The sequence below is a fragment of the Streptomyces sp. SDr-06 genome (assembly GCF_003324565.1).
Lineage (GTDB): Bacteria > Actinomycetota > Actinomycetes > Streptomycetales > Streptomycetaceae > Streptomyces.
In genome coordinates this window covers 123,171-146,331 of the sequence record NZ_QOLA01000008.1, presented here as the reverse complement: position 1 = coordinate 146,331, position 23,161 = coordinate 123,171, and the positions used below count along the sequence as shown (strand labels likewise).

Below are 23,161 nucleotides of genomic sequence, written 5' to 3'. Positions count from 1 at the left end.
CCGGCCCCCAGTCGAAGCATGGGGCCGGGCACGTGACGGAGGTCCGATCAGATCGTGGTCAGCCGCGTCCCAGCGGACTTGAAATCGCGCGGATGCCGTCAGCAGCCGAGCGCACACGAACTCTCGTACATAGTACCTGCTCGGCGGTGCTGCTCGTACCCGGCCCCGTGGGGGGCCCACCCGGAGCAGCTGATGGCCGACGTCCGCAGTGTCGGCCCCGGCGGCGACCTCTTCCTGGTCCTGCCCACCGGATCCCCGGCCGTACGGGCCGCCACCCACGCGCAGGACGACGGCGTCCGGGCGGTGCTGGAGCTCACGGATGTGGCACCGGTGTCCGTCCCCCACCGTATCCGGGGCCGCGCCTGGGTCTCCGGCCGGCTGACCCAGGTGCCCGGCCAGGCGGGCCCCGGCCACACGACGCTCCGCCTCGACGTCGGCGACGTGTACCTGGACGACCTCTGGGGCGCCGCCGCGGTGGACGTCGAGGAGTTCGCGAAGGCGGCGCCCGATCCGCTCGTACGGCACGAGACCGAGCTCCTCCAGCACCTCGCCTCCGCCCACGGCCAGCAGCTCGGCCTGCTGTGCGGGCTCGTGGGGCGGGAGGGCGTGGCAAGCGTCACCCCGCTGGCGCTCGACCGCTTCGGACTGCGGGTGCGCTTCGGCCGGACCGACGGCCACACCTTCGACGCGCGCTTCGACTTCCCCGAGCCGGTGGACGACCTCGCGGCCCTGCGCCGGGCGATGCACCGGCTCTTCGAGGCGGCGGCCGACTAGGGCGCGCTACTCCGGGGCCCGGCCCAGACGCTCGCGCACCTTCTCCACCACGTCCGCGTACCGCGCCTCGGCCCCGTAGCGGGTCGGCTCGTAGTAGCGCCGGTCCGCCACCGCGTCCGGGGCGTACTGCTGGGAGGCGATCGCGCCCGGCACGTCGTGCGGGTAGACATAGCCCTGCGCGTGGCCCAGTTTGGCCGCGCCCTTGTAGTGGCCGTCCCGCAGGTGCGGCGGGACGGGGCCCGCCAGGCCCTTGCGCACGTCCTCCATCGCGGCGGCGATGGCCGTCGTCGCCGAGTTGGACTTCGGGGCGAGCGCCAGCGCGATCGTGGCGTGGCTCAGGGTCAGGGCGGCCTCGGGGAAGCCGATCAGGGCCACCGCCTGAGCCGCGGCCACCGCCGTGGGCAGCGCCGTCGGGTCGGCCAGGCCGATGTCCTCGCTCGCGGAGATGATCAGGCGCCGGGCGATGAAGCGCGGATCCTCGCCCGCCTCGATCATCCGGGCCAGATAGTGCAGGGCCGCGTCCACGTCCGAACCGCGGATCGACTTGATCAGCGCGCTCGCCACGTCGTAGTGCTGGTCGCCGCCCTTGTCGTACTTCACGGCCGCCCGGTCGACCGTCTCCTCCAGCGTCTGGAGCGTGATCTCCCGCTCCGACTTGGCGAGCGCCGAACCGGCCCCCGCCTCCAGGGCGGTGAGCGCCCGCCGGGCGTCGCCGCCCGCGATGCGCAGCAGGTGCGCCTCGGCGTCCGCGGGCAGCGTGACCGCTCCGCCCAGGCCCCGCTCCTCCGTGAGCGCCCGCTGGACCAGGGCTCGCAGGTCGTCGTCCGTGAGCGGTTCGAGGGTGAGCAGCAGGGAGCGCGAGAGCAGCGGGGAGATCACCGAGAAGTACGGGTTCTCCGTCGTCGCCGCGATCAGGGTCACCCAGCGGTTCTCGACCGCCGGGAGCAGGGAGTCCTGCTGGGCCTTGGAGAAGCGGTGGATCTCGTCGAGGAAGAGGACGGTCTCCTTGCCGAAGCCGCCGATGGCGCGGCGCGCGCCGTCGATGACCGCGCGCACCTCCTTCACCCCGGCGGTGATCGCCGAGAGCTCGACGAACCGCTTGTTGGTGGCCTTGGACACCACGTACGCGAGCGTCGTCTTGCCGGTGCCCGGCGGGCCCCACAGGATCACCGAGGACGGGCCGGCCGGCCCGCCGGCGCCCTCCCCCACCAGGCGCCGCAGCGGCGAGCCCTGCTTGAGGAGGTGCTGCTGGCCGACCACCTCGTCGAGGACGCGCGGGCGCATCCGTACGGCCAGAGGGCTGCCCGCAGGGTCTTTCTCCTGGCGGTCCTCTGCGGCTGCGGTGAACAGGTCGGGTTCCACGCTCACGACCCTATGTCACCCCACTGACAACGCCCTCCGGCCTGGGAGAACGCCGGTCAGCTGGTCCAGAAGTCCCACCAGCGGGTCAGGATCAGCATGCCGATGATCCCCACGTGCAGCACCGGCAGCACCCAGGTGAACTCGGACAGGAAGTTCTTCGCCCAGCGCGGCGCGGGCAGCAGGCCCTTGCGGAGGTTGAACGACGTCACGTACCAGAACATGAAGATCGTGGCGACCCAGGCCAGGCAGCACCACAGGCACAGCGAGTTGATCCGGTACAGCGACTCGAACTGGAGCCAGCTGACGAACCCGACGCCGAACAGGGTGCCCGCGTTGAAGGTCAGCCAGTACCAGCGGCGGAAGCGGCCGCCCGCCAGGATGCTCATGCCGACGCAGACGACGATGCCGTACGCGACCAGACCCAGCATGGGGTTCGGGAAGCCGAAGGCCGCCGCTTGGTCGCTCTTCATGATGTTGCCGCAGGACACGACCGGGTTGAGGCTGCAGCCCGGCACGAAGTTCGGGTTCTCGAGCAGCTTGAACTTGTCGAGCGTGATGACCCAGGCCGCCACGAGACCGGCCACGCCGGTGATCACGAGGAGCCAGGCGAAGGCGCGGCTGCCGCCGATCGCCCCCTCGCCGCTCACCTCGCGATGGCCGGAGTCGGAGGAGACGTCGTCAAGTGTTGTGGTCATAGCGCCGGTCCGTCATCCCGTCATCGTGGTTGCCTGTGCTGCCGCCGCCTCATTCTGCCGCACCGGACCCGCTGTTCACCGTTCGATGGGCATAAGGAGACCCGCACGGGGGTCCCTGAGGGGCCGCCTCCGCGGGACGCTCTTGCCATGACAGAACTGGCGGTTGATGTGCGCGGACTTCGCAAGCGGTACGGCGAGGTCACGGCGGTCGGCATCGCGATCAGCAGCCTGCCCCCGTCGGGCAAGAGCGCGAGCTCGGCGCCTGGTGCGCCGGAGGGCTGGTCCTGTGTCTGCTGACCTTCAGGTGGAAGGGCCGCCGCGACGGCTGAGGCGTGTCGCGGGCCGGCTCCGCACGCGGCCGCGGGGGGCTGATCCTCCCGTCCCTCCCCTCGCGCGCCGCGGGAGGAGAGGGACGGAACCGGCTCAGGCCAGGCGGGCGCGCACCGTTTCCAGGACGGCGTCCAGCGGAATGGGCGTCTGCTCCCCGGACTCCATGTCCTTCAGCTGGACCACGCCCTCCGCGAGGTCGCGCTCGCCCGCGACGAGGGTGAAGCGGGCGCCGGAACGGTTCGCGTTCTTCATGGCGCCCTTCAGTCCCTTGCCGCCGAAGCTGAAGTCGGCCGAGATGCCCGCCCGGCGCAGCTCGGTGACCTTGGTGAAGAGCACGCGCCGCGCCTCCTCGCCCAGCGGGACCGCGAACACGCTGGTCGTGGAGGGGAGTTCGAGGGTCACACCCTCGGCCTCCAGGGCCAGCACCGTGCGGTCGACGCCGAGCGCCCAGCCCACCGACGGCAGCGCGGGGCCGCCGATCATCTCGGAGAGGCCGTCGTAGCGACCGCCGCCGCCGACCGCGGACTGCGAGCCCAGACCGTCGTGGACGAACTCGAAGGTCGTGCGCGTGTAGTAGTCGAGGCCGCGCACCAGCTTCTCGTCGTCCTCGAAGGCGACGCCCGCCGCGGTGATCAGGGCGCGCACCTCCTCGTGGTACGCCTTGCACGCGTCGCACAGGTAGTCACGCAGCACCGGAGCGCCGACCAGCTGCTTCTGCACGTCCGGACGCTTGTCGTCGAGCACCCGCAGCGGGTTGATCCCGGCGCGGCGGACGGTGTCCGCGTCGAGGTCGAGGCCGCCCAGGAACGCCTGGAGGGCCTCCCGGTACACCGGGCGGCACTCCTTGTCGCCGAGCGAGTTCAGCAGGATGCGGAAGTCGCGCAGGCCGAGGGAGCGGTAGGCCTGGTCCGCCAGGATGATCATCTCGGCGTCGAGCGCCGGGTCCTCCGCGCCGATCGCCTCGGCACCGACCTGCGAGAAGTGCCGGTAGCGGCCCTTCTGCGGGCGCTCGTAGCGGTAGTACGAGCCCGAGTACCAGAGCTTGACCGGGAGGTTGCCCGCCTTGTGCAGGTTGGCCTCGAGCGCCGCGCGCAGCACGGACGCGGTGCCCTCGGGGCGGAGGGCGAGCCGGTCGCCGCCCTTGGTCTCGAAGGCGTACATCTCCTTGGTGACGATGTCGGTGGACTCGCCGACACCGCGTGCGAACAGCTCGACGTTCTCGAAGCCGGGCGTCTCGATGTAGCCGTAGCCGGAGTTCCGCAGCGGCGCGGCGATCGCCTCGCGCACCGCGAGGAACGTGGCCGAGTCCGGCGGGAGCAGGTCGTAGGTGCCCTTGGGGGCCTGGAAGGTACTCATGGTGAGGCTTCTCGTCACATTCCTCGTCGGGGAGAGGCGATGCCCTCTCCCTGGCCGGCGGCCACCTGCCGCAGATACGGGTTGGTGGCGCGCTCCTGGCCGATGGTCGTCTGGGAGCCGTGGCCGGACAGCACCACGGTCGAGTCGTCGAGCGGCAGGCACACGCGGCCCAGCGACTCGAGGAGCTCGGCGTGGCTGCCGCCGGGCAGGTCGGTGCGTCCGACGGAGCCGGCGAAGAGCAGGTCGCCCGAGAACAGGATCGGAGGAATGTCCTCCGCCTCGGGCAGCCCGAACGTCACCGACCCCTTGGTATGGCCGGGCGCGTGCGACACGGTGAGCTCCATCCCGGCCAGCGCCAGCTTGGCGCCGTCGGTGAGCTCCTTGACGTCGTCCGGCTCCCCCACCGTGAGCTCGCCCAGGAGCTGGGCCCCGAAGGCCCGGCCGAGGGCCTTCTCCGGGTCGCTCATCATGTAGCGGTCGTCGGGGTGGATCCAGGCGGGTACGTCGTGGGCTCCGCAGACCGGGACGACCGAGGCGCAGTGGTCGATGTGGCCGTGGGTGAGGACGACGGCGACGGGCTTGAGCCGATGCTTCTTCAGCGTTTCCTCGACGCCCTGGGTGGCCTGGTGGCCGGGGTCGATGATCACGCATTCCTCGCCTGCGGCGGGGGCGACCAGGTAGCAGTTGGTCCCCCAGGCCCCGGCGGGGAACCCGGCAATCAGCACGATCGTCCTCGATTTCTTGCGCGGCGGGTGATGACGGCTGTTCAGAGCCTACCGGCGCTGCTCCGGTCACAGCGAACCCATATACGGTACGGGGCACAGTCAGCCCGTACTCACGTACCCGCACAAGGAGACGACCGGTGGTCAGCAGCGAACAGCGTCGGCGCCAGCTCGCGCGCGAGAAGTTCGAGCGGCAGCAGCAGCGCCGGGAAGCGGCACGGCGCAGGGCCAGGCGCCGCAACACGATCATCGCGGCGGCCCTCGCGGTGGTCGTCGCGGCGGGCGGCGCCGCCTTCGCCACGGGCGCCTTCTCCGACGACGGCAAGAAGGCGGACGCCGCCGCGCCCTCCGACAGCCCGGCGCCGACCCCGAGCGGGTCGCCCGAGCCGAAGATGGCCGTCGACGCCAAGGCCAAGTACGACCTGGCGCTGAAGACGAACGCCGGCGACATCAAGATCGCGATGGACGCGGCGAAGACTCCGCACACGGTGAACTCGTTCAAGTCCCTCGCCGACAAGGGCTACTTCAACAACACCAAGTGCCACCGTCTGACCACGCAGGGCATCTACGTGCTCCAGTGCGGCGACCCGAAGGGCACCGGTTCGGGCGGTCCCGGCTACACGATCCCCGACGAGAACCTGACCGGGCTCGGCAAGGCGGGCACGGACGGCACCGTGACCTACCCCGCGGGCACGGTCGCCATGGCCAATACCGGCCAACCGCACAGCGGCGGCAGCCAGTTCTTCCTGGTCTACAAGGACAGCAAGCTTCCGCCCACCTACACCCCGTTCGGCACGATGGACGCGGCCGGCCTGAAGGCCGTCGAGGACGTCGCCAAGGAGGGTGTCGAGGGCGGCGCGGGCGACGGAGCGCCCAAGAAGGCCGTCACCATCGAGACGGCCGCCGTCACCAAAGAGTGACGCCCCCGGTCGCCCGGCACCGAGCGTGAACCGCTGAATTCGGCCGCGCTGAGTGCGGACAGCCGGGCGGCCGGTCGCCTAGATTGGCGTTGTGCAGCGCGGGCTCGTACGCGCTGTGGAGGGCGGGCGAGACCCGCCGGGAAACTGTGGACGATGCCCCGGGGGACGAACCCCCCGCGCAGGCATCATGTGGAGGAGGCGCTGTGAGCAGCGACCCGTGGGGCCGCGTCGACGAGACGGGCACCGTGTATGTGCGTACAGCCGAGGGCGAAGTGGTCGTCGGATCGTGGCAGGCGGGCTCTCCCGAGGAGGCCCTGGCCTACTTCGAGCGCAAGTACGAGGGCCTGGTTGTCGAGATCGGCCTCCTCGAACGGCGGGTGAAGACCACCGACCTGTCGGCGAAGGACGCCCAGACCGCGATCGACCACCTGCGGTCGCAGGTGGACGAGCATCACGCGGTCGGTGACCTCGACGCGTTGCGGGGGCGCCTCGACAAGCTCGTCCAGACCGTCGAGTCGCGCCGCGAGGAGCGCAAGGTCCAGAAGGCCAAGCAGACCGACGAGGCCAAGCACGCCAAGGAGGCGCTGGTCGCCGAGGCCGAGGAGCTGGCGCAGAGCGAGCAGTGGCGCTCGGCGGGCGAGCGGCTGCGGGCCCTGGTGGACACCTGGAAGGGGCTGCCGCGCCTGGACCGCAAGTCCGACGACGAGCTGTGGCACCGCTTCTCGCACGCCCGCTCGGCGTTCTCCAAGCGCCGCAAGGCGCACTTCGCGTCGCTGGACGCCCAGCGCGAGGACGCCCGCAAGGTCAAGGAGAAGCTGGTCGTCGAGGCCGAGGCCCTGTCCGGCTCCACGGACTGGGGGACGACGGCCGCGCGCTACCGCGACCTGATGGCGGAGTGGAAGGCGGCGGGCCGCGCCCAGCGCGAGGCCGAGGACGAGCTGTGGAACCGCTTCCGCGGCGCCCAGGACGTCTTCTTCGCGGCGCGCAGCGAGGTGTTCGCGGAGCGCGACGCCGAGCAGACCGAGAACCTGAAGCTCAAGGAGGAGCTGGCCGTCGAGGCCGAGAAGATCCTCCCGGTGACCGACCTGAAGGCAGCCCGCGCCGCGTTCCGCTCGGTCAACGAGCGCTGGGAGGCCGTCGGCCACGTACCCCGGGACGCGCGTCCCAAGGTCGAGGGCCGGATGCACGCCGTGGAGCGGGCGATCCAGGAGGCCGAGGAGGCCGAGTGGCGCCGCACCAACCCGGAGGCTCGGGCGCGTGCCGCGGGTCTCACGGGGCAGCTCCAGGACGCCGTCGACAAGCTGCAGAAGCAGATCGACGCGGCCCGCGCGGCCGGCAACGACGCCAAGGCGGACAAGCTGGCCCGCGAGCTGGAAGGCCGCCAGGCGCTGCTCGACCAGGCGCTGAAGGGACTTGAGGAGTTCGGCGGCTGAGCCACTGACCGCCGCCGCACGGCGAAGCCCCCGGAACCCCTCGGTTCCGGGGGCTTCGCCGTGTGTGCCTACGGCCGGCGCGCCGAGGTCACGCGGTACACGTCGTACACGCCCTCGACTCCCCTGACCGCCTTCAGCACGTGGCCGAGGTGCTTGGGGTCGCCCATCTCGAAGGTGAAGCGCGAGGTGGCGACGCGGTCGCGGGAGGTCTGCACGGCGGCGGACAGGATGTTGACGTGCTGGTCGGACAGGACGCGGGTGACGTCCGACAGGAGGCGCGAGCGGTCCAGGGCCTCGACCTGGATGGCGACCAGGAAGACCGAGGACTGGGTCGGGGCCCACTCCACTTCGAGGATGCGCTCGGGCTGCTGGGACAGCGAGTCCACGTTGACGCAGTCCGCCCGGTGCACCGAGACGCCGCTGCCCCGGGTGACGAAGCCGATGATCGGGTCGCCGGGAACGGGCGTACAACAGCGGGCGAGCTTGACCCACACGTCGTCGACGCCCTTGACGACCACGCCCGGGTCGGCGTTCTTGCGGCGCTTGCTGCGGCCGCGCGAGGGCGGCGCCGACTCGGCGATGTCCTCGTTGGCGGCCTCCTCGCCGCCGAGCGCCTGCACCAGCTTCTGCACGACGCCCTGGGCCGCCACATGGCCCTCGCCGATCGCCGCGTACAGCGAGGAGATGTCGGGGTAGCGCATCTCGTGGGCGAGGGTGACGAGCGAGTCGCCGGTCAGGATGCGCTGGATCGGCAGGTTCTGCTTGCGCATGGCGCGCGCGATGGCGTCCTTGCCCTGCTCGATGGCCTCGTCGCGGCGCTCCTTGGAGAACCAGGCGCGGATCTTGTTGCGGGCGCGGGGCGACTTGACGAAGCCCAGCCAGTCCCGCGAGGGGCCCGCGCCGGCCGCCTTGGAGGTGAAGACCTCCACCAGGTCGCCGTTGTCCAGGGTCGATTCGAGCGGCACGAGCCGCCCGTTGACGCGTGCGCCTATGGTGCGGTGGCCGACCTCGGTGTGGACGGCGTACGAGAAGTCGACCGGGGTCGAGCCCGCCGGGAGCGCGATGACGTCGCCCTTGGGCGTGAAGACGAAGACCTCGTTGCGCGAGAGGTCGAAGCGCAGCGACTCCAGGAACTCGCTGGGGTCCTCGGTCTCCTTCTGCCAGTCGAGCAGCTGGCGCAGCCACGCCATGTCGTTGAGGTGGTCGTCCTTGCCGGTCTTGCGCGGCACGTCGGTGCGCACCTTGGAGGCGCCGGCGACGGCCTCCTGCTTGTACTTCCAGTGCGCCGCGATGCCGTACTCCGCGCGGCGGTGCATGTCGAACGTGCGGATCTGGAGCTCGACGGGCTTGCCGTTGGGGCCGATCACCGTCGTGTGCAGCGACTGGTACATGTTGAACTTGGGCATCGCGATGTAGTCCTTGAACCGGCCGGGGACCGGATTCCATCGCGCGTGGACCGTGCCGAGCGCCGCGTAGCAGTCGCGGACCGTGTCGACCAGGACCCGGATGCCCACCAGGTCGTAGATCTCCGCGAAGTCACGGCCGCGGACGATCATCTTCTGGTAGACGCTGTAGTAGTGCTTGGGGCGGCCGGTGACGGTCGCCTTGATGCGGGCCGCGCGCAGGTCGGACTGGACCTCGTCGGTCACTATGGCGAGGTACTCGTCGCGCTTGGGGGCGCGCTCGGCGACCAGGCGCACGATCTCGTCGTACATCTTGGGGTAGAGGATCGCGAAGGCGAGGTCCTCCAGCTCCCACTTGATCGTGTTCATGCCCAGGCGGTGGGCGAGCGGCGCGTAGATCTCCAGGGTCTCGCGCGCCTTCTTCTCCTGCTTCTCGCGCTTGAGGTACCGCATGGTGCGCATGTTGTGCAGGCGGTCGGCGAGCTTGATGACCAGGACGCGGGGGTCCTTGGCCATGGCGACGACCATCTTGCGCACGGTCTCGGCCTGCGCGGCGTCGCCGAACTGCACCCGGTCGAGCTTGGTGACGCCGTCGACGAGCAGCGCCACCTGGTCGCCGAAGTCGCGGCGCAGGGTGTCCAGGCCGTACTCGGTGTCCTCGACGGTGTCGTGCAGCAGGCCCGCCATCAAGGTGGCCGGGTCCATGCCCAGCTCGGCGAGGATCGTGGTCACCGCGAGGGGGTGCGTGATGTACGGGTCGCCGCTCTTGCGCTTCTGGCCGCGGTGCCAGCGCTCGGCGACCTGGTAGGCGCGCTCGACCTGGCGCAGCGTCGCCGTCTCGATCTTGGGATCGTTGCTGCGCACTATCCGCAGGAGCGGTTCGAGCACCGGGTTGTACGCGGACGAACGCTGCACGCCCAGCCGGGCGAGGCGGGCGCGCACCCGGTTGGAGGAGCCGCCGGAGCGCGACACGGAACCGGCCGGGACCACCGGCTTCGCGACCGGGGCCGGCGCCGGAGCGGGCCGCTCGGCCGGGGCCTTGGCACCCTCGGGCGCCGCGGGCTCCGGCTTCGCCGCGGGCTCGGAGGGCGTGGCCGGAGCCGCCGCGGCCGGTGTGGCCTGCTGCTCGGGCTGCGCGGCGGAGAGTGGCTGGGCCTCGTCTGGCAAAAGCGCTCCTCTGGGGGTCCCCCCGGACGGGGTCTGGGGGAGGGTCCGGGTCCCCCGGTCAGGCCCGGAAGCACCCATGGTATCGAGCCAACGGCCTTCGCTCGCCCTCGGCCGGTGTGACGGCTCTGCCAGGAGAAACGCCAGAGGCGGGCACCGGATTCCTCCGGTGCCCGCCTCGGCGGTGTTCTGCCGCCGCTCAGACCGTGATCAGGGCGTCCAGCGGGGCGCCGCGCAGGGCGGTCTCCAGCCGTGCCCGGCCGCCCAGGAAGCCGAGCTCCATCAGGACCGCGACGCCGGCGACCTCGGCGCCGGCCCGGCGGATCAGTTCGAGGGAGGCCTCGGCGGTGCCGCCGGTGGCCAGCACGTCGTCGATGACCATGACGCGGTCGCCCGCGCTGAGGTCCTCGGCGTGCACCTCGATCTCCGCGGTGCCGTACTCCAGCTCGTACGCCTGCCTGAGCGTGGCTCCGGGGAGCTTGCCCGCCTTGCGTACGGGGATGAACCCGATCCCCGCGCGGACCGAGACGGGGGCCGCCAGGATGAAGCCGCGCGCCTCCAGGCCGACGATCTTCGTCGCGCCGTGCTGGACGCACAGGGCGGCGAGCGCGTCGGTGAGGGCCGTGAACGCCTCCGGGTCCGCGAGCAGCGGGGTGATGTCCTTGAACATCACACCCGGCTTCGGATAGTCCGGCACGTCACGGATGCGGCTGAGCAACAGCCCCGCGGTCTCGGTGGGGACGCTGGTCATCGGCGCTTCCCCCGGTTGTTGCGGCTCGGCTGACGGCGCTGGCCGACGACCGCGCCGGCCGTCTCCGCGTCGTCCTCGTCGTCGAGCGGCGTCGCGTCCTCGGGACCCTCCGCGCTCTCGCCCTTGGCGGCGGCCGCCGCACGCTTGGCGAGCACCCGCTTCTTGAGGGCCTTCATCTCCGGCATGGACTCCTTCAGGTCGGCGACCAGCGGAGTGGCGATGAAGATCGAGGAGTAGGCACCGGCCGCGAGGCCGACGAACAGGGAGAGCGAGATGTCGTTCAGCATGCCGGCGCCGAGGACGCCGCCACCGATGAACAGCAGGCCCGCGACCGGCAGCAGCGCCACGACGGTGGTGTTGATGGAGCGGACCAGGGTGCCGTTGAGGCTCTTGTTCGCCATCTCGCTGTAGGTGACCCGGGTCTGCTTGGTGATCCCCTTCTGGCCCTCCTTGAGTCCGTCGAAGACGACGACGGTGTCGTAGAGGGAGTAGCCGAGGATCGTCAGCAGACCGATCACGGTGCCCGGGGTGACCTCGAAGCCGACCAGCGCGTAGATGCCGACCGTGATGGTGAGGTCGTGGATCAGGGCGACCAGGGCCGCGAGCGCCATGCGCCACTCGAACGCGATGGCCAGGTAGACCACCACCAGGACCATGAAGATGATCAGGCCCGTCCAGGCCTTGTTGGCGATCGTCTCGCCCCAGCTGGGGCCGACCAGATCGGCGTTGATGTCGTTCGCGTCGACCTTGAGGTCCTTCGCGAGGTCCTTCTTGATCTGGTCCGACTTGGCCGTGTCGACCCCGCCGATGGTGATGCGGATCGTGCCGTCGCCGAGCTTCTGGGCGATCGCGTCGTGGCCGGACGCGGCGTGCGCCGCGTCCTCGGCCTGGGAGGCGGAGAAGGAGGTCTTCGGGGTGGTGAAGACCGCGCCGCCCTGGAATTCGATGCCCATCGTCAGACCCCGCACCGCCAGGCCGACGATGGCCGTGATGGTGATCAGGATCGAGATGCCGTACCAGATCTTCCGCTTGCCGACGAAGTCGTATCCGACCTCACCGCGGTACAGCTTGGCGCCGAGAGTGCCGAGCTTCGACATCTCACGCCTCCTTCGGGTTGTCGACGGGGGCGGAGGTGGTGCGGCGCGCGCGGCGCAGCGGCGGCTTGGCGCCGAGCCGCTTCGGGTCCAGACCGGACCACGGGTGGCCGCTCGCGAAGAACTTCGTGCGCGCGAGGATGGTCATCACCGGCTTGGTGAACAGGAACACCACGACCACGTCGAGCAGCGTGGTCAGACCCAGCGTGAACGCGAAGCCCTGGACCTTGCCGACGGTCACGATGAACAGCACCGCGGCGGCGAGGAAGGACACGAAGTCGGAGACCAGGATGGTGCGCCGGGCGCGCGGCCAGGCCCGCTCGACGGCGGGGCGCAGCGTGCGGCCCTCGCGGATCTCGTCGCGGATGCGTTCGAAGTACACGATGAACGAGTCCGCGGTGATGCCGATGGCGACGATCGCACCGCAGACGGCGGGCAGGTTCAGCGCGAAGCCGATGCCCGGGCCGAGCAGCGCCATGATCGTGTAGGTCAGGATCGCCGAGACGACGAGGCTGAGGATGGCGATGAGCGCGAGGCCGCGGTAGTAGGCCACCAGGTAGATGATGACCAGGCCGAGACCGATGGCACCGGCGATCAGGCCCGCGTGCAGTTGGTCGGCGCCGAGGGCCGCGGTCACCGTGGTGACGCTCTGCTCCTGGAAGGTGAGCGGGAGCGCACCGTAGGAGAGCACGTTCGCCAGGTCCTGGGCGGTCTGCTGGGTGAAGTTGCCGGAGATCTCGGCGGAGCCGCTGAGCGTGGAGCTCACGGTGGGGGCCGAGACGACCTGGTTGTCCAGCGCGATCGCGAAGCGGTTGTTCGGGTACTGCTGCTGCGAGAGCTTGCCGGTGATCGACGCGAACTTCTTCGAGCCGCCGCCGGTGAAGTCCATCTGAACGATCCACTGACCGTTCTGCTGGTTGATCACGGCCTGCGCCTTGGAGACGTCCGTGCCGTCGACCTCGGCCGGGCCGAGGATGAACTTCTCCTGGCCGTTCTGGTCGCAGGCCACCGTCGGCTCGGAGGACTTGGCGCCCTCGCCCGCCTTGGAGCGGGCGGCCTTGGTGGAGCAGTCGAGCGCCGCGAACTGGGCCTGGAGCTTGGCCACGGCCGCCGAGTCACCGGCGGGCGCCGACGGGTTCGGCGCGGGGGTGTTCGGCTTGCTCGCGCCGGGCGTGGGCGAACCGGAGGCCTTCAGGGCGTCGGAGACGGCGCGGCCCTGGGGCGAGCTGCTGGAGCTGGGCTTGCCCGCGTCCGGCGTGCCCTTGCCGGAGGCGCTGGGAGCGCCCGAGGGGGTGGGCTTGCCGCTCGGCTTGCCGCTCGGCTTGCCGCTGGTCGAGGCGCTCGGGGAAGCGCTCGGGGTGGGAGCCGCGGTCGGCTGCGCGGTCAGGACCGGCCGGAAGTACAGCTTGGCGGTCTGGCCGACCTGCTGGCGGGCCTGCTCGGAGTTCGTGCCCTTGGGGATGTTGACAATGATGTTGTCGCTGCCCTGGGTCTGAACCTCGGCCTCGCTCACACCAAGACCGTTGACACGCCGCTCCATGATGGAGACCGCCGTGTCCATGTTGGCCTTGTTGATCGCCGACTCCTGGCCAGGCTCGGGCTTGGCCTTGAGCGTGATGCTCGTACCGCCCGCGAGGTCGATGCCCAGCCTCGGGGTGGTGTTGTGGGAAAGGAACATCCCACCGGTGAGCGCGACCATGGCGATGAGGATGAAGGCCAGGGCGCGGCCCGGCTTGCTCTGTCCCCCCGCCGCCGGCCTTCGGCCCTTGTTCGGTGCTGCCACCTTGTCGTTTCTCCCTGTCCAACCGCCCTGCGCCGGGTATGCGCGTGGGCGGCCACGAAGTGTTGTGGGGACGTCCCCCGCGGAAGTCGGCGCGCTCCGGGGACCGCCCGCGCCGGTCGGGCGCCGTGCGGTCCCGGTGCGTGACTACTTCGCGTCGGCCCCGCCGTCGGCCTTGCCGTCCTTGCCGTCCTTGGGCTCGGCGGCGTCCTCCGCCTCGTCCTTCTTGCCCAGGTCGATCTTGGCGTCCTTGCCGTCCTTGGTGTCGACAGCCTCGGCCGCGGCGGCCTCGGTCAGCGACGAGGCGTCGTCCGGCACCGCCGGGAGCTCCTCCTCGGTGTCGCCGTGCACGATGCGGTTGTACTCCGCGTCGTCCAGGACCGCGCCGATGGCGTTCTTCGCGTAGACGGCGTGGACGCCGGGCGCCACCTCCAGAAGCACGGTCTCGTCACCGACTTCCTTGACGGTCGCGTACATGCCCCCGATCGTGCGGACACCGGTGCCGGGCTGCATCTCATTGCGCATGGCCGCGGCCGCTTGCTGCTTCTTCTTCGCCGACCGCGTCATCAGGAACATGGCCCCGATGAGCACGATGAAGGGGAGGAGGGTCACGAGACTCACGGGGGGAACTTCCTTCGCACGACCGCGATCGATCGCGGCCTGATCTTCGGGGGTGGGTACGCCGGCCTGGAAGGGCGGCATCGGCGGAGTCTAAGCGAGTCCGCACAGATGGAACAACGCCCAGCATCCCACCGGGGTTCCTCCGGGTGCGACCCTCCGCGCCGTCACGCCCCGAAGAGCCCCTGTTGTCCGCTTCCTGGCGCGCCGCCGCCCTGCTGCGGCGGTACGAGCCCGAGGTGGGCCCAGGCCGCGGGCGTCGCCACCCGGCCGCGCGGGGTGCGGGCGAGCAGGCCCTCGCGGACCAGGAAGGGCTCGGCCACCTCCTCCACCGTCTCGCGCTCCTCCCCCACCGCGACCGCCAGCGTGGACAGGCCCACCGGGCCCCCGCCGAACAGCTTCAGGAGGGCCTGGAGCACGGCCCGGTCCAGGCGGTCCAGACCGCGGGCGTCGACCTCGTACACCCCGAGGGCCACCGAGGCGATCTCGGGAGTGATGACGCCGTCGGCCTTGACCTGGGCGTAGTCGCGGACGCGGCGCAGCAGCCGGTTGGCGATGCGCGGGGTGCCGCGGGAGCGGCCCGCGATCTCGGCGGCGCCGCCGGAGTCGATCTCCACGTCGAGCAGGCGGGCCGAGCGGTGGATGACCCGCTCCAGCTCGGACGGTTCGTAGAACTCCATGTGCCCGGTGAAGCCGAAGCGGTCGCGCAGCGGGGGCGGCAGCAGACCGGCCCGGGTGGTGGCGCCCACCAGGGTGAAGGGCGGCAGCTCCAGCGGGATGGCGGTGGCGCCGGGGCCCTTGCCGACGATGACGTCGACGCGGAAGTCCTCCATCGCCATGTAGAGCATCTCCTCGGCCGGGCGCGACATCCGGTGGATCTCGTCGAGGAAGAGGACCTCGCCCTCCTGGAGGGAGGAGAGGATCGCGGCGAGGTCGCCGGCGTGCTGGATGGCGGGGCCGCTGGTGATGCGGATGGGGGCGCCCATCTCGGCCGCGATGATCATCGACAGGGTGGTCTTGCCGAGGCCGGGGGCGCCGGAGAGCAGCACGTGGTCGGCGGTGGCGCCGCGGGCGCGGGCCGCCCGCAGGACCAGGTCGAGCTGTTCGCGGACCTTCTCCTGGCCGACGAACTCCTCCAGGTCCTTGGGGCGCAGGGCCGCCTCGACGGCGGTGTCCTCGCCGTCGGCGTCGGCCCCGACCAGGCGGTCCCCGGCCGTCGCGGACAGATCCGCCGTGTCGGAGCTGTCTTCCCAGTTCATGACGTGTGCCTCGGATCGTGGTCGCGATGGGTGGTGCGGGTGCGGGCTCAGCGGGCACGGTTGAGGGTCTGCAGGGCGGCCTTGAGGAGGGCGCCGATGTTCGGCTGCTGGGCGGCCTCGGCCTGCGGCGCCACCGCGGCGACCGCCTCGTCGGCCTCGCGGGTCGCGTACCCGAGCCCGATCAGGGCCGCGTGCAGCTGGTCGCGCCAGCCCGAGGTGACCGGGGCGCCGACGGCCGGGGCGGTGCCGACGGGCGCGCCGAGCCGGTCCTTCAGCTCGATGAGGAGCTTCTGGGCCCCCTTCTTGCCGATGCCGGGCACCGCCGTGAGCGCCTTCTCGTCACCGCTGGCGAAGGCGCGGCGCAGCACGTCCGGGGTGTGCACGGAGAGCACCGCCTGGGCGAGCCGGGGGCCGACGCCGTTGGCGGTCTGGAGCAGCTCGAAGACCTGCTTCTCGTCGTCGTCGGCGAAGCCGTACAGGGTGAGCGAGTCCTCCCGGACGACCAGGGAGGTGGCGAGCTTGGCGTGCTGGCCGACGCGCAGTTCGGCCAGGGTGTTGGGCGTGCACTGGAGGGCCATGCCGACGCCGCCGACCTCGATCACCGCGGTGTCGGGAGCGAGGGCGGCGACCGGGCCGCTGACGAAGGCGATCATCGGGTGACCTTCCGGACGGAGTGCTGGGCGTGGGCCTGTTGGAGCCGGTTGAGCGCGGGGGCGCGCCAGATGTGGCAGATGGCGAGGGCGAGCGCGTCGGCCGCGTCGGCCGGCCTGGGCGGCGCGGCGAGCCGGAGCAACCGGGTCACCATGGCGCCGACCTGCGCCTTGTCGGCCCGGCCGCTGCCGGTGACGGCGGCCTTGACCTCGCTGGGTGTGTGCAGGGCCACGGGGATGCCGCGCCGGGAGGCGCACAGCATGGCGACCGCGCTCGCCTGGGCGGTGCCCATCACGGTGCGCACGTTGTGCTGGCTGAACACCCGCTCCACGGCGACGCATTCGGGCCGGTGCGCGTCGAGCCACTCCTCGATGCCGCGCTCGATGGCGACGAGGCGGTGGCCCAACTCGGCGTCCGCCGGGGTCCGTACGACACCGACGCCGAGCATCGTCAGGGGCCGCCCCGCGACCCCCTCGACGACACCCACGCCGCACCGCGTCAGACCGGGGTCCACCCCAAGTACGCGCACGGCCCCTCCCCTCGGTGATCTTTGACTTCCCGCCAGGCTATCCGCTGCCACTGACAACGGCGGCGGGCCGATGGGACGTGTCCCATCGGCCCGCCGAAACCGCTCGGAGCGCGGCAGCGCTACGCGTCGACCTTCTCCATGACCTCGTCGGAGACGTCGAAGTTGGCGAAGACGTTCTGCACGTCGTCGCTGTCCTCCAGCGCGTCGATCAGCTTGAAGATCTTCCGGGCGCCCTCTTCGTCCAGCTCGACCTGCATGGTCGGGACGAAGTTGGAGTCGGCCGAGTCGTAGTCGATGCCGGCCTCCTGGAGCGCGGTGCGGACCGCGACCAGGTCGGTCGCCTCGGAGATGATCTCGAAGGACTCACCGAGGTCGTTGACTTCCTCCGCACCCGCGTCCAGAACGGCGTCCAGGACGTCGTCCTCGGAGAGCTCGCCCTTGGGCAGGACGATGACGCCCTTGCGGTTGAAGAGGTACGAAACCGAGCCCGGGTCGGCCATGTTGCCGCCGTTGCGGGTCATCGCGACACGTACGTCGGAGGCGGCACGGTTGCGGTTGTCGGTGAGGCACTCGATGAGCACCGCGACACCGTTCGGGCCGTAACCCTCGTACATGATCGTCTCGTAGTCGGCACCGCCCGCCTCGAGACCGGCACCGCGCTTGAGCGCGGAGTCGATGTTCTTGTTGGGCACCGACTGCTTCTTGGCCTTCTGCACGGCGTCGAAGAGCGTCGGGTTGCCGTCGATGTCGGCGCCGCCGGTGCGGGCCGCGACCTCGATGTTCTTGATCAGCTTCGCGAAGAGCTTGCCGCGCTTGGCATCGATCACGGCCTTCTTGTGCTTCGTCGTAGCCCATTTAGAGTGGCCGGACATCTGCCTGTCTCCTTCGCGTAACCCATTCTGCGTCGTTCGGCAGAGATCCTACCGGGACCCGGCCCACCCGTCGCCCGGCCCTCTCGGAGTGCCGGGCGGACGTTCCTCAAGCGGCGGCGCGCACCATGTCGACGAACAGCGCGTGCATGCGGTGGTCGCCGGTCAGCTCGGGGTGGAACGAGGTCGCCAGCGCGTTCCGCTGGCGGACGGCGACGATGTGGCCGCCGTGCTCGGCGAGCACCTCGGCCTCGGCGCCCACGGACTCGACCCAGGGGGCGCGGATGAAGACGCCCTCCACCGGGCCGACGCCCGTGACGTCCACGGTCGCCTCGAACGACTCGTTCTGGCGGCCGAAGGCGTTGCGGCGGACGATCATCTCGATGCCGCCGATGGTCTCCTGACCCGAACGCGGGTCGAGGATCTTCTCGGCGAGCATGATCAGCCCGGCGCAGGTGCCGTACACGGGCATGCCCGCGCGGACCCGCTCGCGCAGCGGCTCCAGCATGCCGAAGAGCGCGGCGAGCTTGGAGATGGTGGTGGACTCGCCGCCGGGGATGACCAGGCCGTCCACCTCGGCGAGTTCCTCGGGGCGCCGCACCGGCCTGGCCACGGCGTCCGCCGCGGCCAGGGCGATGAGGTGCTCCCGTACGTCGCCCTGGAGGGCCAGGACACCGATCACAGGGGTGTTCATGGGTGACTACCAGCCGCGGTTGGCGTAGCGCTCGGTCTCGGGCAGGGTGTCGCAGTTGATGCCGACCATGGCCTCGCCCAGGTTGCGGGAGGCGTCCGCGATGATCTTCGGGTCGTCGAAGAAGGTGGTGGCCTTCACGATGGCGGCGGCGCGCTTGGCCGGGTCGCCCGACTTGAAGATGCCCGAGCCGACGAAGACGCCCTCGGCGCCGAGCTGGCGCATCAGCGCGGCGTCGGCGGGGGTGGCCACGCCACCGGCCGAGAACAGCACCACGGGGAGCTTGCCGAGCTCGGCGACCTCCTTGACCAGCTCGTACGGGGCGCGCAGCTCCTTGGCGGCGGCGTACAGCTCGTTGTTGTCGAAGCCGCGCAGCTTGGCGATCTCGTTCTTGATCTGGCGCAGGTGGCGGACGGCCTCGACGACGTTGCCGGTGCCGGCCTCGCCCTTGGAGCGGATCATGGCCGCGCCCTCGGCGATGCGGCGCAGGGCCTCGCCCAGGTTGGTGGCGCCGCACACGAACGGCGTGGTGAAGGCGAACTTGTCGCTGTGGTTGACCTCGTCGGCCGGGGTGAGGACCTCGGACTCGTCGATGTAATCGACGCCGAGGGACTGCAGGACCTGGGCCTCGACGAAGTGGCCGATGCGGGACTTGGCCATCACGGGGATGGAGACCGCGCCGATGATCTCCTCGATCATGTTCGGGTCGGACATCCGGGCCACGCCGCCGTCCTTGCGGATGTCGGCCGGAACCCGCTCCAGGGCCATGACGGCGACGGCGCCCGCGTCCTCGGCGATCTTCGCCTGCTCGGCGTTGACCACGTCCATGATCACGCCGCCCTTGAGCTGCTCGGCCATGCCGCGCTTGACGCGCGCGGTGCCGATGGCGGGGCTGTCGGACTGGGGGGTGCTGGAAGGCGTGCTGGACACGGAGCGACCTCACTGGGTGAAGAAGGGATTCTGCTGTCCCCGAGAGAACCCTGGTGGACCAGTCCACATCAAGGGCCAATGCGTACCCGGTGGATCGTTTTCGCCGCTCGGTGCGTCCCCCTCGGCCCGGGGCGTCAGCTGCCCGGGCGGTCGGCGAGGGCGGTCGGAGGCTCGTCGTCCATCTCGAAGGCGAGCGGGAACGGCGCGTGGCCCGCGAGCCGGAACCAGCGCACCGTGCGGTGCGTGCGCAGCGCCCGCGCGGCCCGGACGGCGTCGTTGTGGAAGCGCCGTGCCATCGGCACCCTGCGCACCGCCTGGGCCAGTTCCTCGGCGGCCTCCACGCCGCCCGGCGCCTCCCGTACGGCGTCGACCTGCGCGGGCTCCCCGAAGACCGCCCGCAGCGCCTGGCTGAGCTCGCTCTCGGCGACCTCCCGGTGCTCCTCCTCCGCCTGGCGCGCCGCGTGCGCGGCCTCGTACAGGACGATCGAGGCGGCCGGGTCGAGCACTCCGCTGGTCGCCAGTTCCTGGGTGACCGAGGCGCGGCGCAGCAGTTGGGCGTCCAGGGCCGCCCGGGCGGCGTCGATGCGGGCGTGCAGCCGGTCGAGCCGGCCGGCGGTCCAGCTGAGATAGAGGCCGATCGCGACGAGGGCGACGACGATCCAGATGAGGGTTGCGGTCACGGGCCGCAAGGCTACCGGGGCGCCGGGCGGCGCCGTCGCGGCCGTTCGCGGCGGCCCGCTTCCGGACGGCCGGAAACCGCGCGGAAGACCGGGGCCCCCTCACCGCACGCGGTCGAGGGACAGGGGCAACGGGCCGTGGACGCGGGCCGGTTGAGAAGGGCAAGGGGCCGTGCCGGGCCGGGCACGCTGCCCCTGCCGTACGGGTACGTGGGGCATGCCACCGGGACGGTGCCGATCCTGCACCCCTCGCACCGACCGCGGCGCTTGGGCGCGTCCGGCACGACGGGGCCGCCCTGAGGGGCCGGATTCAGTCCCGGGCCAGCCCGAACCGCGCCCGGAACCCGGTGCGTTCGTCCGTCGCCACCGCGGCGGCCCCGTGCGTCACCGTCTCGTACACCGCGAGGATGTCCGCACCGACGGTCGCCCAGTCGAAGCGCCGCACATGGGCCGAGCCGCGTTCGCTCAGGCCCGCGCGGCGGGCCGGGTCGGCGAGCAGGCGGACCGCGGCGGCGGCCAGCGCGTCGGCATCCTCGTTGGCGAAGAGGTCGCCCGCCGCGCCCTGGTCCAGCACCTGCGCGAACGCGTCCAGGTCGCTGGCCAGCACCGCGGCCCCCGCCGACAGCGCCTCGACCAGGATGATCCCGAAGCTCTCGCCGCCGGTGTTGGGGGCGACGTACACGTCGACGCTGCGCAGCAGCCGCGCCTTGTCCTCGTCGCTCACCATGCCCAGGAACTCGACCCGCGAGCGCATCCCGGGCGGCAGCGACGCCACCGCCTCCTCCTCGTCCCCACGGCCCGCGACCAGCAGCCGCGTCTCGGGGCGCTCGGCGAGGATCGCGGGGAGCGCCTTCATCAGGACCGGCAGGCCCTTGCGGGGCTCGTCGATGCGGCCGATGAAGCCGAGGGTCTGGCCCTGCCACTCCTTCTTCGGCTCGGCCTGCGCGAAGAAGTCGACGTCGACGCCGTTGGGGATCACCACGGCGTCGCCGCCGAGGTGCTCCACCAGCGTGCGCCGCGCGTACTCGCTGACCGCGATCCGCGCACTGATCTTCTCCAGCGCGGGCTGGAGGATCGGGTACGCCGCGATCATCGCGCGCGAGCGGGGGTTGGAGGTGTGGAAGGTCGCCACGATGGGCCCCTGCGCCGCCCAGCAGGAGAGCAGGCCGAGCGAGGGCGAGGCCGGCTCGTGGATGTGGATCACGTCGAAGGTGCCGTCGTGCAGCCAGCGCCGCACGCGCGCGGCCGACAGGAACCCGAAGTTGAGCCGCGCCACCGAGCCGTTGTACGGGACCGGGACGGCCCGGCCCGCCGAGACGACGTACGGCGGCAGCGGGGTCTCGTCGTCGGCGGGGGCGAGCACCGACACCTCGTGGCCGAGGCGGATCAGATGTTCCGCCAGGTCGCGGATGTGGAACTGGACGCCGCCGGGGACGTCCCACGAGTACGGGCAGACGATGCCGATCTTCACGGCCGTCGCTCCTCCAGGTCCGCGAGCCACAGGCGTTGCAGCATGTGCCAGTCCTCGGGGTGGTCGGCGATTCCGGTGGCGAAGGCGTCCGCCAGCGCCTGGGTCATCGAGGCCGTTTTGGACGCCCGGTCACCTGTCTCGGGCACCTCGACGGGCGGGTGCACCCGGCCCTTCATGACCGGTGACGCGTCGTACCAGAGCGTCACCGGGAGCAGCAGCGCGCCGGTCTGCTGGGCCAGCATCGCCGGTCCGGCGGGCATCCGGGTGGCCTCGCCGAAGAACTTGACCTCGACGCCGGACGCCGACAGGTCGCGGTCGGCCACCAGGCAGACCAGGCCGCCCGCGCGCAGCCGCCGGGCCAGCGTGCCGAAGGCGGAGCCGCCGGTGTGCGGCAGGACCTCCATGCCGAGGCCCTCGCGGTAGGCGACGAAGCGGTCGTACAGCGTCTCGGGCTTGAGCCGCTCGGCGACCGTGGTGAAGGGCGTCTCCAGCTTGGTGGTGACCCAGGCGCCCGCGAGGTCGTAGTTGCCCATGTGGGGCAGGGCCAGGACGACGCCGCGCCCGGTGGCCAGGCCCTCCGTCAGATGGTGGAGGTCCTGCGGCACGAAGCCGTTCCTCATCCGCTCCTTGCTCCACGCGGGCAGCCGGAAGGACTCCATCCAGTACCGCATGTAGGAGCGCATTCCGGCCCGGGAGAGCTCCGCGAGCCGGTCCGGGGTGGCGTCCGGGACGACCCGCGCCAGGTTGGACTCCAGGCGCAGCACGCTCTTGCCGCGCCGCTTCCACACCTGGTCCGCGATGCGCCGGCCGAGCCCGTTCGCGACGGGTTCCGGAAGCTTCTTGACGGTGGACCAGCCAAGGCCGTACAGCGCGTCGGTCAGCCGGTCCTTCATGCGCCCGCCTCGCCCGCGGCCCGCGCGTCGGCCTCGGCGGACTCCCGGCGGACCGTCACCACCCGCTGGATCAGGGTGATCAGGCTGCCGACCGCGACGATCCACAGCGCGATCGGGAGCAGGACCTGGATGCCGGGCACACCGAAGGCGTGCAGTCCGGCCAGGCCCGCGGCGACCAGCGAGATGACGAGCCGCTCGGCGCGCTCGACGAGGCCGTTGACCGCGACGGGCAGCCCGATCGCCTCGCCGCGCGCCTTGGTGTACGAGACCACCTGGCCACTGGCCAGGCAGAAGATGGCCACCGCGCAGAGAACGTTGTCGTCGCCCCGCCCGGCGTACCAGAGGGCGAAGCCGCCGAAGATCGCGCCGTCGGCGACGCGGTCCAGCGTCGAGTCGAGGAAGGCGCCCCAGCGGCTGGAGATCCCGGCCTGGCGGGCCATGTTGCCGTCGACCAGGTCGGAGAAGACGAACAGGGTGATGACGATGGTGCCCCAGAAGAACTCTCCACGGGGGAAGAAGACCAGCGCTCCCGCCATCACTCCGGCCGTACCGATGAGGGTCACGGCGTCGGGGCTCACCCCGCGGCGGAGCAGAAACGCGGCGAACGGCGTGAGGACACGCGTGAAGAATGCACGCGCGTACTTGTTCAGCATGGCCTTCCCGAGGGGTCGGTGTGGCCGCGCGGCCCCTGCTGGCCACCGGCCGACCCATCGTAGCCACGACTGCGGGGCCGCACCGCCGGGCACCCGCCGGGTGACCATCGGGCCACGGTCCGCGTGCGGTCGCGTA

The 23,161-nt window shown here is 71.4% G+C and carries 23 protein-coding genes; 4 read left to right on the top strand and 19 right to left on the bottom strand.

What is annotated here, in order from left to right:
• Window positions 1-192 precede the first annotated feature (192 nt).
• Complete coding sequence (locus tag DT019_RS18935) at window positions 193-774, top strand: DUF2470 domain-containing protein (protein WP_114038025.1); 582 nt, start codon at window positions 193-195, stop codon at window positions 772-774.
• Window positions 775-780: 6 nt separating this feature from the next.
• Here the strand turns inward: DT019_RS18935 and DT019_RS18930 are convergent, their stop codons facing one another.
• Window positions 781-2,136 (bottom strand): replication-associated recombination protein A, encoded by a 1,356-nt coding sequence (locus DT019_RS18930; RefSeq protein ID WP_114038150.1) that lies wholly within the window; start codon window positions 2,134-2,136, stop codon window positions 781-783.
• A gap of 56 nt (window positions 2,137-2,192) precedes the next feature.
• Window positions 2,193-2,831 (bottom strand): vitamin K epoxide reductase family protein, encoded by a 639-nt coding sequence (locus tag DT019_RS18925; protein WP_114038024.1) that lies wholly within the window; start codon window positions 2,829-2,831, stop codon window positions 2,193-2,195.
• 147 nt (window positions 2,832-2,978) lie between these two features.
• Here DT019_RS18925 and DT019_RS39635 point away from each other — a divergent pair, with 147 nt between their 5' ends.
• The gene (locus DT019_RS39635; RefSeq protein ID WP_189389719.1) at window positions 2,979-3,128 is read left to right on the top strand and encodes a hypothetical protein; all 150 of its coding nucleotides are present in this window, start codon (window positions 2,979-2,981) and stop codon (window positions 3,126-3,128) included.
• 126 nt (window positions 3,129-3,254) lie between these two features.
• On the opposite strand, the gene hisS is transcribed toward DT019_RS39635, so the two are convergent.
• Together hisS and DT019_RS18915 are read right to left on the bottom strand one after the other, a co-directional pair.
• Window positions 3,255-4,517, bottom strand: coding sequence for a histidine--tRNA ligase (hisS, locus tag DT019_RS18920; protein WP_114038023.1), 1,263 nt, complete (start codon window positions 4,515-4,517; stop codon window positions 3,255-3,257).
• A gap of 14 nt (window positions 4,518-4,531) precedes the next feature.
• Window positions 4,532-5,242, bottom strand: a complete 711-nt coding sequence (locus DT019_RS18915) for an MBL fold metallo-hydrolase (protein ID WP_114038022.1) — start codon at window positions 5,240-5,242, stop codon at window positions 4,532-4,534.
• 137 nt (window positions 5,243-5,379) lie between these two features.
• On the opposite strand from DT019_RS18915, the gene DT019_RS18910 reads away from it, so the two are divergent.
• Window positions 5,380-6,159 carry a peptidylprolyl isomerase gene (locus DT019_RS18910; protein ID WP_114038021.1) on the top strand — a complete coding sequence of 260 codons (780 nt, stop codon included), beginning with the start codon at window positions 5,380-5,382 and terminating at the stop codon, window positions 6,157-6,159.
• Between the two features lie 203 nt (window positions 6,160-6,362).
• Window positions 6,363-7,592, top strand: a complete 1,230-nt coding sequence (locus DT019_RS18905) for a DUF349 domain-containing protein (protein WP_114038020.1) — start codon at window positions 6,363-6,365, stop codon at window positions 7,590-7,592.
• A 68-nt stretch (window positions 7,593-7,660) separates the two neighbouring features.
• On the opposite strand, the gene DT019_RS18900 is transcribed toward DT019_RS18905, so the two are convergent.
• From DT019_RS18900 to pgsA, 15 genes are all read right to left on the bottom strand, one after another.
• Window positions 7,661-10,162, bottom strand: a complete 2,502-nt coding sequence (locus DT019_RS18900) for a RelA/SpoT family protein (RefSeq protein ID WP_114038019.1) — start codon at window positions 10,160-10,162, stop codon at window positions 7,661-7,663.
• A gap of 196 nt (window positions 10,163-10,358) precedes the next feature.
• The gene (locus DT019_RS18895) at window positions 10,359-10,910 is read right to left on the bottom strand and encodes an adenine phosphoribosyltransferase (RefSeq protein WP_114038018.1); all 552 of its coding nucleotides are present in this window, start codon (window positions 10,908-10,910) and stop codon (window positions 10,359-10,361) included.
• Window positions 10,907-12,007, bottom strand: coding sequence for a protein translocase subunit SecF (secF, locus tag DT019_RS18890; RefSeq protein ID WP_114038017.1), 1,101 nt, complete (start codon window positions 12,005-12,007; stop codon window positions 10,907-10,909). The genes DT019_RS18895 and secF overlap by 4 nt, the downstream gene beginning before the upstream one ends.
• A gap of 1 nt (window position 12,008) precedes the next feature.
• Window positions 12,009-13,787 carry a protein translocase subunit SecD gene (gene secD, locus DT019_RS18885; protein WP_114038016.1) on the bottom strand — a complete coding sequence of 593 codons (1,779 nt, stop codon included), beginning with the start codon at window positions 13,785-13,787 and terminating at the stop codon, window positions 12,009-12,011.
• 144 nt (window positions 13,788-13,931) lie between these two features.
• Complete coding sequence (gene yajC, locus DT019_RS18880) at window positions 13,932-14,405, bottom strand: preprotein translocase subunit YajC (RefSeq protein ID WP_114038015.1); 474 nt, start codon at window positions 14,403-14,405, stop codon at window positions 13,932-13,934.
• A 164-nt stretch (window positions 14,406-14,569) separates the two neighbouring features.
• The gene (ruvB, locus tag DT019_RS18875; protein ID WP_114038014.1) at window positions 14,570-15,661 is read right to left on the bottom strand and encodes a Holliday junction branch migration DNA helicase RuvB; all 1,092 of its coding nucleotides are present in this window, start codon (window positions 15,659-15,661) and stop codon (window positions 14,570-14,572) included.
• A gap of 47 nt (window positions 15,662-15,708) precedes the next feature.
• Window positions 15,709-16,314: a Holliday junction branch migration protein RuvA gene (ruvA, locus tag DT019_RS18870; RefSeq protein ID WP_114038013.1), complete on the bottom strand. Its 606-nt coding sequence runs from the start codon at window positions 16,312-16,314 to the stop codon at window positions 15,709-15,711.
• Complete coding sequence (gene ruvC, locus DT019_RS18865; RefSeq protein WP_114038012.1) at window positions 16,311-16,841, bottom strand: crossover junction endodeoxyribonuclease RuvC; 531 nt, start codon at window positions 16,839-16,841, stop codon at window positions 16,311-16,313. The genes ruvA and ruvC overlap by 4 nt, the downstream gene beginning before the upstream one ends.
• A gap of 119 nt (window positions 16,842-16,960) precedes the next feature.
• Window positions 16,961-17,713 (bottom strand): YebC/PmpR family DNA-binding transcriptional regulator, encoded by a 753-nt coding sequence (locus DT019_RS18860; RefSeq protein WP_114038011.1) that lies wholly within the window; start codon window positions 17,711-17,713, stop codon window positions 16,961-16,963.
• 106 nt (window positions 17,714-17,819) lie between these two features.
• Entirely contained in the window at window positions 17,820-18,404 is a 585-nt protein-coding gene (pdxT, locus tag DT019_RS18855; protein ID WP_114038010.1) for a pyridoxal 5'-phosphate synthase glutaminase subunit PdxT, read from the bottom strand.
• Window positions 18,405-18,410: 6 nt separating this feature from the next.
• Window positions 18,411-19,331, bottom strand: coding sequence for a pyridoxal 5'-phosphate synthase lyase subunit PdxS (gene pdxS / locus DT019_RS18850; protein WP_114038009.1), 921 nt, complete (start codon window positions 19,329-19,331; stop codon window positions 18,411-18,413).
• A gap of 134 nt (window positions 19,332-19,465) precedes the next feature.
• Window positions 19,466-20,011: a hypothetical protein gene (locus tag DT019_RS18845; protein WP_114038008.1), complete on the bottom strand. Its 546-nt coding sequence runs from the start codon at window positions 20,009-20,011 to the stop codon at window positions 19,466-19,468.
• 307 nt (window positions 20,012-20,318) lie between these two features.
• Window positions 20,319-21,479, bottom strand: coding sequence for a glycosyltransferase family 4 protein (locus DT019_RS18840; RefSeq protein ID WP_114038007.1), 1,161 nt, complete (start codon window positions 21,477-21,479; stop codon window positions 20,319-20,321).
• The gene (locus DT019_RS18835) at window positions 21,476-22,372 is read right to left on the bottom strand and encodes a phosphatidylinositol mannoside acyltransferase (RefSeq protein WP_114038006.1); all 897 of its coding nucleotides are present in this window, start codon (window positions 22,370-22,372) and stop codon (window positions 21,476-21,478) included. The genes DT019_RS18840 and DT019_RS18835 overlap by 4 nt, the downstream gene beginning before the upstream one ends.
• Window positions 22,369-23,025: a phosphatidylinositol phosphate synthase gene (gene pgsA, locus DT019_RS18830; protein ID WP_114038005.1), complete on the bottom strand. Its 657-nt coding sequence runs from the start codon at window positions 23,023-23,025 to the stop codon at window positions 22,369-22,371. Before pgsA ends, DT019_RS18835 begins: the two co-directional genes overlap by 4 nt.
• Window positions 23,026-23,161 lie beyond the last annotated feature (136 nt).